Annotated in this window: 10 protein-coding genes and 1 tRNA gene; 7 read left to right on the forward strand and 4 right to left on the reverse strand. The window is 42.5% G+C overall.

All coding sequences use genetic code 11. The annotated features are described in order from the left end of the window. Positions 1-41 precede the first annotated feature (41 nt). Positions 42-1,214 carry an acyl-CoA dehydrogenase family protein gene (locus ACE5CV_RS06815; RefSeq protein WP_374949420.1) on the forward strand — a complete coding sequence of 391 codons (1,173 nt, stop codon included), beginning with the start codon at positions 42-44 and terminating at the stop codon, positions 1,212-1,214. 125 nt (positions 1,215-1,339) lie between these two features. Further along, positions 1,340-1,468 (forward strand): hypothetical protein, encoded by a 129-nt coding sequence (locus ACE5CV_RS06820; protein WP_374949421.1) that lies wholly within the window; start codon positions 1,340-1,342, stop codon positions 1,466-1,468. A 156-nt stretch (positions 1,469-1,624) separates the two neighbouring features. Here ACE5CV_RS06820 and ACE5CV_RS06825 read toward each other — a convergent pair whose 3' ends face one another. Continuing rightward, complete coding sequence (locus ACE5CV_RS06825) at positions 1,625-1,876, reverse strand: hypothetical protein (protein WP_374949422.1); 252 nt, start codon at positions 1,874-1,876, stop codon at positions 1,625-1,627. Between the two features lie 161 nt (positions 1,877-2,037). Next, positions 2,038-2,110: transfer RNA gene (locus ACE5CV_RS06830), tRNA-Gly, on the reverse strand. A gap of 467 nt (positions 2,111-2,577) precedes the next feature. Here ACE5CV_RS06830 and rpsL point away from each other — a divergent pair. From rpsL to rpsJ, 4 genes are all read left to right on the forward strand, one after another. Further along, positions 2,578-2,991, forward strand: a complete 414-nt coding sequence (gene rpsL / locus ACE5CV_RS06835) for a 30S ribosomal protein S12 (protein ID WP_067063087.1) — start codon at positions 2,578-2,580, stop codon at positions 2,989-2,991. A 19-nt stretch (positions 2,992-3,010) separates the two neighbouring features. After that, on the forward strand, positions 3,011-3,478 hold the full coding sequence (rpsG, locus tag ACE5CV_RS06840) for a 30S ribosomal protein S7 (RefSeq protein WP_121245903.1): 468 nt from the start codon (positions 3,011-3,013) through the stop codon (positions 3,476-3,478). Between the two features lie 84 nt (positions 3,479-3,562). Continuing rightward, the gene (gene fusA, locus ACE5CV_RS06845) at positions 3,563-5,674 is read left to right on the forward strand and encodes an elongation factor G (RefSeq protein WP_374949423.1); all 2,112 of its coding nucleotides are present in this window, start codon (positions 3,563-3,565) and stop codon (positions 5,672-5,674) included. A 153-nt stretch (positions 5,675-5,827) separates the two neighbouring features. Further along, the gene (gene rpsJ, locus ACE5CV_RS06850) at positions 5,828-6,133 is read left to right on the forward strand and encodes a 30S ribosomal protein S10 (protein WP_022830652.1); all 306 of its coding nucleotides are present in this window, start codon (positions 5,828-5,830) and stop codon (positions 6,131-6,133) included. A 124-nt stretch (positions 6,134-6,257) separates the two neighbouring features. Here the strand turns inward: rpsJ and ACE5CV_RS06855 are convergent, their stop codons facing one another. Continuing rightward, positions 6,258-6,710 (reverse strand): hypothetical protein, encoded by a 453-nt coding sequence (locus ACE5CV_RS06855; RefSeq protein ID WP_374949424.1) that lies wholly within the window; start codon positions 6,708-6,710, stop codon positions 6,258-6,260. Between the two features lie 9 nt (positions 6,711-6,719). Next, positions 6,720-7,496 carry a hypothetical protein gene (locus ACE5CV_RS06860; protein ID WP_374949425.1) on the reverse strand — a complete coding sequence of 259 codons (777 nt, stop codon included), beginning with the start codon at positions 7,494-7,496 and terminating at the stop codon, positions 6,720-6,722. Between the two features lie 279 nt (positions 7,497-7,775). On the opposite strand from ACE5CV_RS06860, the gene ACE5CV_RS06865 reads away from it, so the two are divergent. Then, on the forward strand, positions 7,776-7,876 hold a 101-nt coding region (locus tag ACE5CV_RS06865; protein ID WP_374949427.1), incomplete at its 3' end, for an NAD(P)-binding domain-containing protein.

Genomic DNA, 7,876 nt, shown 5'->3' on the forward strand with positions numbered 1-7,876 from the left:
ATTGTTAGCTTTACAGCAACCAATTGTAAATCTACTTTAAAATGGACCACATACTAACCGATATACCTACTGGCTACGATTTCAGCATCAGCGAAAACCAGCGGATGATAGGCCAGATGGCTAAAGACTTTGCCGAAAAATATGTTAAGCCCAATGTAATGCAATGGGACGAAGAGCAGTATTTCCCTATAGAACTATTTAAGCACCTGGGCGAAACAGGGATGATGGGCGTTCTGGTTCCTGAGGAATACGGCGGCTCGGGCTTCGGTTATGCAGAATATGTTACCGTAATTGTTGAGATAGCAAAGGTTTGCGGATCGATTGGGTTGTCTGTTGCCGCTCACAATTCGTTATGCACAGGTCATATTCTTGCTTTTGCAAATGAAGAACAAAAACAACGCTGGTTACCCAAACTGGCTACTGCTGAATGGATTGGCGCCTGGGGATTAACTGAGGCTAATACTGGCAGCGATGCTATGGGCATGAATACTACCGCGGTGTTAGACGGCGAACACTACATCGTTAACGGATCAAAAAACTGGATAACCCATGGCAAAAGCGGCGATGTCGCCGTAGTCATGGTTCGCACGGGCGATAAGGGTGATTCGAAAGGTATTTCGGCAATAGTGATTGAACGGGGCACCTCCGGCTTTAGCGCCGGTAAAAAGGAAAACAAGCTGGGCATGCGCGCCTCCGAAACTACTGAGATTATCTTCGACAACTGCAGAGTACCCAAGACCAATCTGTTAGGTGCCGAAGGTGAAGGCTTTAAACAGGCCATGAAAGTGTTGGATGGTGGCCGTATATCTATTGCGGCACTCTCTTTGGGAATTGCCAGGGGAGCTTTTGAAGCAGCAGTGGCCTATTCTAAAGAACGCCATCAATTTGGTCAGCCTATTAGTAATTTCCAGGGTATTGCATTCAAACTTGCCGATATGGCAACTGAAATTGAAGCAGCCGATTTGTTGATTATGCAAGCCGCAGACCTGAAGAACCGCCACCTGCCCGTTACAAAGCAATCGGCAATGGCTAAGTATTTTGCTTCAGAAGTTGCAGTACGCTGTGCTAATGAGGCTGTACAAATCTTCGGCGGATATGGTTATACCAAAGATTTCCCGGTAGAGAAATTTTACCGTGATGCCAAGCTTTGTACTATTGGCGAAGGTACGTCTGAAATTCAAAAGATTGTAATTAGTAGGGAAGTATTGAAATAGAATTGATTAACCAAATGATTTACGCCCTTTGAGCTTGCTCATAAGGGCTTTTTTATGTTTTGTTTTGCAAGTTCAACGAAAACAAATTGCTCTTTAAGGTTATTCTCATATAAACTCACACTATCATGAAAAGGAAACTAGTAGGATTTTTGACGCTTGCTGCGTTGTATACAGCGATCGCGACAGGTTGTGGAACAATGCATGGGCCGGGCCGCACGCCTCCACCGCCGCCGGGCGCACCTGCAAGGCCGTAACGACTAAAAAGTAAAAGCAGGCGTGGCCTTGCGCTATACCTGCTTTTATAATCTTAATTAACTATCAACTGACCGATTGTTTAATTCGGTTAATTATAGCCTAAACTCTCCGTTTGTTTTTTTAGTGTAATTATTATACTAGTAATTAATATTCCGTTATGGAGTAACCTTTACAGGTATAGGCTGCACATAATAAAAAGCGCCGCGATCAACGTTTTTGATATTCACATCCATAGATTCATTTACCTTATTAATATTCACATTAATACTGCCGTCGGGATTTACCGGGAGTGTTACGAATTTTTTGCTATCGGCCATGGCAGGAGTGATGCTGCTTTTTACCAGGTTAAGCGTTAGCACCACGGCAATAATGGTAAGGATCACCTTAGTATATAGTTCTGTTTTCATGATTTCAATAATTGAGGTTGGAAGATAAGTAATTAGTACGATTTAAAGAAAATCAATAACATCAATAAGAAGAAAACTGAAATGCAGATGTAGACTGTAGAAATGAGCTTCAGTACTTTCTGTTCAACAAAAAAGCCCTTCAGTTTTCTGAAGGGCTTTTGAGCGAAAGACGAGATTCGAACTCGCGACCCCGACCTTGGCAAGGTCGTGCTCTACCAACTGAGCTACTTTCGCATTGGGGTGGCAAAAGTATAATTTTTGCGGTAATGACAAAAATTATTTTAAAAATAGGGTGTTCACTGTTCACGTTCACGCGTGGTGAACACCGTGAACATATAGGAGTATTTGATAATCAATTATTTACGTTTTTAATAGTGCCAAGTTACTGACACAGCTTTGCCACCAATCGTTAAAATCACGTTTCAACGGTTTTATAGAAATATAAACAAAAACCACCGCTGTTATCTCGAACGAGCGACAGCGAGAAGAGATATTCTTCGTGATGCTAAATTTGCCGCTTGTTCGTCTAAGAGGATTTCTCCTCGTACCTCGTTCAAAATGATAGTCTGGTTTACTCCTCCACCCACCTAATCAATCCATTACAAAAATCTTTTTTACCCAATCGCTTAAAAATCAAAAAATAGTAACTACCTTTGCAGTCCTTAAAATAAGGATAAAACAGTAAATACAAAAAGGAAAAAATGCCTACTATTCAGCAATTAGTTAGAAAAGGTAGAGTAGCTATGGTTGACAAGAGTAAGTCACCAGCGTTGGACAGCTGTCCACAGCGAAGAGGCGTGTGCACCCGTGTGTACACCACTACCCCTAAAAAACCAAACTCAGCAATGCGTAAAGTTGCACGTGTGCGCCTTACAAATGGTAAAGAAGTTAACGCCTACATCCCTGGTGAAGGCCACAACTTACAGGAACACTCAATTGTATTGATCCGCGGTGGTCGTGTTAAGGATTTACCTGGTGTACGTTACCACATCATCCGTGGTGCCTTAGATACATCTGGTGTAGCCGGCCGTAACCAACGTCGTTCTAAATACGGAACCAAGCGCCCTAAACCAGGACAAGCAGCAGCGGCTCCAGCAAAAGGTAAAAAGAAATAATTAAAGGAGGATAGTAACAATGAGAAAATCGAAACCGAAAAAAAGAATCCTTCTTCCTGATCCAAAATTTAACGAAGTATTGGTAACCAGGTTTGTTAATAACATGATGTTTGACGGTAAAAAATCTACCGCTTATACTATATTCTATAACGCAATTGACATTGTTGAGAAAAAAACCAGCGAAAACGGTTTGGATAGCTGGAAAAAAGCTTTAAACAATGTAATGCCTGCTGTTGAAGTGAAAAGCCGTCGTGTTGGTGGTGCTAACTTCCAGGTACCTACCGAGGTTCGTCCGGAGCGTAAGGTAGCTTTAGGTATGAAATGGCTGATCAGCTATGCACGTCGTCGCGGTGAAAAAACCATGATGGAAAAATTAGCAGGCGAAATTATCTCTGCTGCTAAAGGCGAGGGTGCTGCTGTGAAGAAAAAAGAAGATACGCATAAAATGGCTGAGGCTAACAAAGCGTTCTCTCACTTCCGTTTCTAAAAATATAATTAGTGCGGGAGAGGGGTGCGAAGAGTGAATTGAACGCTCCTTACACGCCGCTCCCGCACTTAATAAACAATTATCATGTCAAGAGATCTAAGATATACAAGAAACATAGGTATTGCCGCCCACATTGATGCCGGTAAAACTACTACAACAGAGCGTATATTGTACTATGCGGGTGTTAGCCACAAAATTGGCGAGGTACACGAAGGTGCAGCTACAATGGACTGGATGGCACAAGAGCAGGAGCGTGGTATTACCATTACATCTGCTGCTACTACAGTTAACTGGAACTACAGAGGCCAAAAATACCATATCAACATTATCGATACCCCGGGCCACGTGGATTTTACCGTTGAGGTAAACCGCAGCTTACGTGTATTGGATGGTTTGGTGTTCTTATTTAGTGCGGTTGATGGTGTTGAGCCGCAATCAGAAACTAACTGGAGGCTTGCCAACAACTATAACGTTGCCCGTATAGGTTTCGTTAACAAAATGGACCGTAGCGGTGCCGACTTTTTAAATGTTGTAAAACAGGTAAAAAGCATGTTAGGCAGCAACGCTGTACCTCTTCAATTGCCAATTGGCGCCGAAGAGAAATTTACAGGCGTGGTTGACTTAATTAACTGGAGAGGTATTGTTTGGAATGAGCATGATAAAGGTATGACCTTTACTGAAGTGCCTATCCCTGAGGATATGATCGAAGAAGCAACCGAGTGGAGAGAGAAATTGCTTGAATCGGTAGCTGATTATGATGAAACTTTGATGGAGAAATTCTTCGAAGCACCAGAATCAATCACTGAGCGCGAAATTTTAGATGCATTGCGTAAAGCAGTGTTGGATGCTAAAATAGTACCTATGGTATGTGGTTCATCTTTCAAAAACAAAGGGGTACAAACCATGCTTGATTACGTGATGGAATTACTTCCTTCACCTATGGATGTGGAAGGAATTATTGGTACCAACCCTGATACCGGCGAAGAAATCTTACGTAAACCGTCAGAAAAAGAGCCTTTTGCAGCTTTAGCGTTTAAAATTGCAACAGATCCTTTCGTAGGTCGTTTGTGTTTTATCCGCGTATACTCTGGTAACCTGGAGGCTGGTTCATATGTGCACAACATGCGTTCAGATAACAAAGAGCGTATCTCCCGTATCTTCCAGATGCACGCCAACAAGCAAAACCCTATCCCTAACGTAGGTGCAGGTGATATTGCTGCGGTAGTAGGCTTTAAGGATATCAAAACAGGTGATACACTTTGTGATGAGAAACACCCTATCGTATTAGAATCAATGAACTTCCCTGAGCCGGTTATAGGTTTAGCTATCGAGCCAAAAACTCAGGCAGACGTTGATAAATTAGGTTTAGCTTTAGGTAAATTATCTGAAGAGGATCCTACCTTCCACGTAAAATCTGATGAAGAAACAGGCCAAACTGTAATTAGCGGTATGGGCGAGCTTCACCTGGATATCATCATGGACCGCTTGAAACGTGAGTTTAAAGTTGAGGTTAACCAGGGTGCTCCACAGGTAGCTTACAAAGAGTCTATTACAGGTACCGTACAACACCGCGAAACATATAAGAAACAAACGGGTGGTCGTGGTAAATTTGCTGATATACAAGTTATATTATCACCTAACGACGAAGGTAAAGAAGGCTTACAATTTGTTAACGAAATTAGCGGTGGTTCAATTCCTCGTGAGTTTATCCCATCTGTAGAAAAAGGCTTTGCTGCTTCTATGGTGAACGGTGTGTTGGCAGGTTACCCTTTAACCAGCTTAAAAGTACGCTTGATTGATGGTTCGTTCCACGCGGTCGATTCAGATGCATTGTCATTTGAGTTAGCAGCTAAGATGGCTTACCGCGAGGCATTGCCACGTTGTAAACCGGTATTGCTGGAGCCGATCATGAAAATTGAAATCCTTACCCCTGAAGAAAACATGGGTGATGTTATTGGTGACATGAACCGTCGTCGTGGCCAGCTTTTAGGTATGGATTCACGTGCAGGTGCACAGGTAATTAAAGCTACTGTACCACTTTCAGAAATGTTTGGTTATGTAACCCAGTTACGTACTATCACATCTGGCCGTGCTACTTCAACCATGGAGTTTGATCATTATGCTGAAGCGCCACGTAACGTACAGGAAGAAGTAGTTGCTAAAGCAAAAGGTAAAAGAGCTGCTGCAAACGCGTAATTTAAGATTAGTTGATTGGTGATTAAAGAATAGTTACCAATCAACTTTTACAAAATAAACAACCGGTCGGTTATAACTAATAGCTCTTATAAACGACCAATTTAAAATCGGTGAGATCGCCTAAATCGGTGAAATCATCATAACAAAAACAAAATGAGCCAAAGAATCAGGATCAAATTAAAATCGTACGATTACAACCTGGTAGACAAATCTGCCGAAAAGATCGTAAAGACAGTAAAGCCGACAGGCGCTGTAGTTAGCGGACCACTTCCGTTACCAACCGAAAAGAAAATTTTCACTGTTTTACGTTCACCACACGTTAACAAAAAAGCACGTGAGCAATTCCAGTTATGCTCTTACAAGCGTTTATTGGATATCTACAGCTCAAACTCAAAAACTGTAGATGCGCTGATGAAGCTTGAATTGCCAAGCGGTGTTGAAGTAGAGATCAAAGTGTAACTGTACCGGAAGATCTATACAAAAAGCCAATCTTGAGAAAGATTGGCTTTTTTTGTTGCTAATAAATGCAATAGATGATTAGGTAGGGCAATCAAGTATGCTTCGAAGGCTATGAAGTCATCTTTCATACTACCGAACCATAATGCTTGTGTCCACCTAAAAAATTCAGCCACACGCCTTCCAATTCTTCAACCAAATGCGGCCTGATGGAAATTCCGGATGCCTGCGGTGTCCACGTTTGTTCGGACAAGTTGCCAGTTTTCAAAATATCAAAGGTAAGGATGCGCTCGGTATCAGGGTTCAGCAATACATCAACAGCAATGTCTATACGGTAATGGTGCCGGCCATTCCTGACGGATAGTTTCGGTTCAGATGCAATGTGTCCTGATCCGAATATTCCTTTGGGCTCGGCACCCAGGCGCACCAGGTAAGCTTTATCGCCCGGCTGAATCCTTTTATGGCTGGCAACGCTCCAGTTGTCGATGATCTTGCCGTTTTTATAAACCTCTCGGATGTCCTTTTCAAGATCTTCCCAGGCAAATTTAATTGGGTTCCAGCCAAAAAGGTAAGCGCTCATTATGGATGGTTATCCGTTACCTAACAACTCGTCCAGTTTATTACGTTCGGTTTGTAACTCGCGGGCCAGTTTCTTTTCTTTCTCGTTGGCTTTGGTTTTGTAGGTTTTATACTCTTCCTCCAGCTCCTCATAAAGCTTTATCCGGTATTTAGCCTCCCGGCTGTGGCTGCCCGACCTTGCTAAAACAACAGCCGCTATTACACCGAAGGCAACCACTAATCCCCACATAATTAAATTATAGGTAGATTTTTTAATAGGCATGCCCAGTAGGGTAACTTCATCAACCTTTGCCTGCGCCTGGTTAAGATTTTGATCTTTACTGGCAGATGAACTCTTTAAAGTATCTATGGTTTTGGTCTGCGCATCAAGGGTTGCTTTTGCCTCTTTTAACTGGCGGCGGGTAGCACTTAACGTATCACTATAATTTTTGAACAGCGCAGATACCAGCGGCTGCTGATAGTTGTAAACCTTGGTGAGCAGGTATTGGTACTGTCCGCGCAGGCTTTTATCTACCGGGGCGGATACAGGTGCAGGTGCAACGGCTTGCGTTGGTGCAGGTTGTGCTGTTTGGGATTGGCTAACCATGGGTGTCGCGGCACCAAGAGGTTTAGTAACAGCACCACCGGCCTTTTTATAGTAGTATTTTTTTGTATATGGATTATAAACTGCCACCTTACCCGGGGCGGCGGCAACCTTTGCTTTTTTGGTTGTATCCTGTGCGTTGGCGGCACCAGTTAAAATAAGTAGCGATAAGAAAAGCACAGTTGTTTTAAAAAGCTTCATCATAAAGGATGTTAAGGTTGTCAGTAACGGGATTATCGTTTTAACGGTGCAAAATAGCTTAAAGTTTGCAATTAATCATGCGGCATCTAAAAACCGGTAGTTACGGTGCCTTATAGCAAGAACAGAGGAGGGGCTTTTGAGTCAGGTGGCGTTTCCCTGGCAGATATTCTGATTCATGTCCCCGGTTAAACCACCTGTTTTAAATTTATAAAAATTTGTTAACCATATATAATTGCGGGTAATTAATAAATCGATATATCTTAGGCTTTTTAATTGAACAGGATGCGGATAGGTTTTATAGGATTAGGAGACATGGGCAGGCTTTATGCCAAAACGTTTGCTAAAGCTGGTTATACTGTTTGTGGCTGCGATTTGCCAGCCAA

Origin of the sequence: Mucilaginibacter sp. (assembly GCF_964263795.1) — a bacterium.
Taxonomy (GTDB): domain Bacteria; phylum Bacteroidota; class Bacteroidia; order Sphingobacteriales; family Sphingobacteriaceae; genus Mucilaginibacter.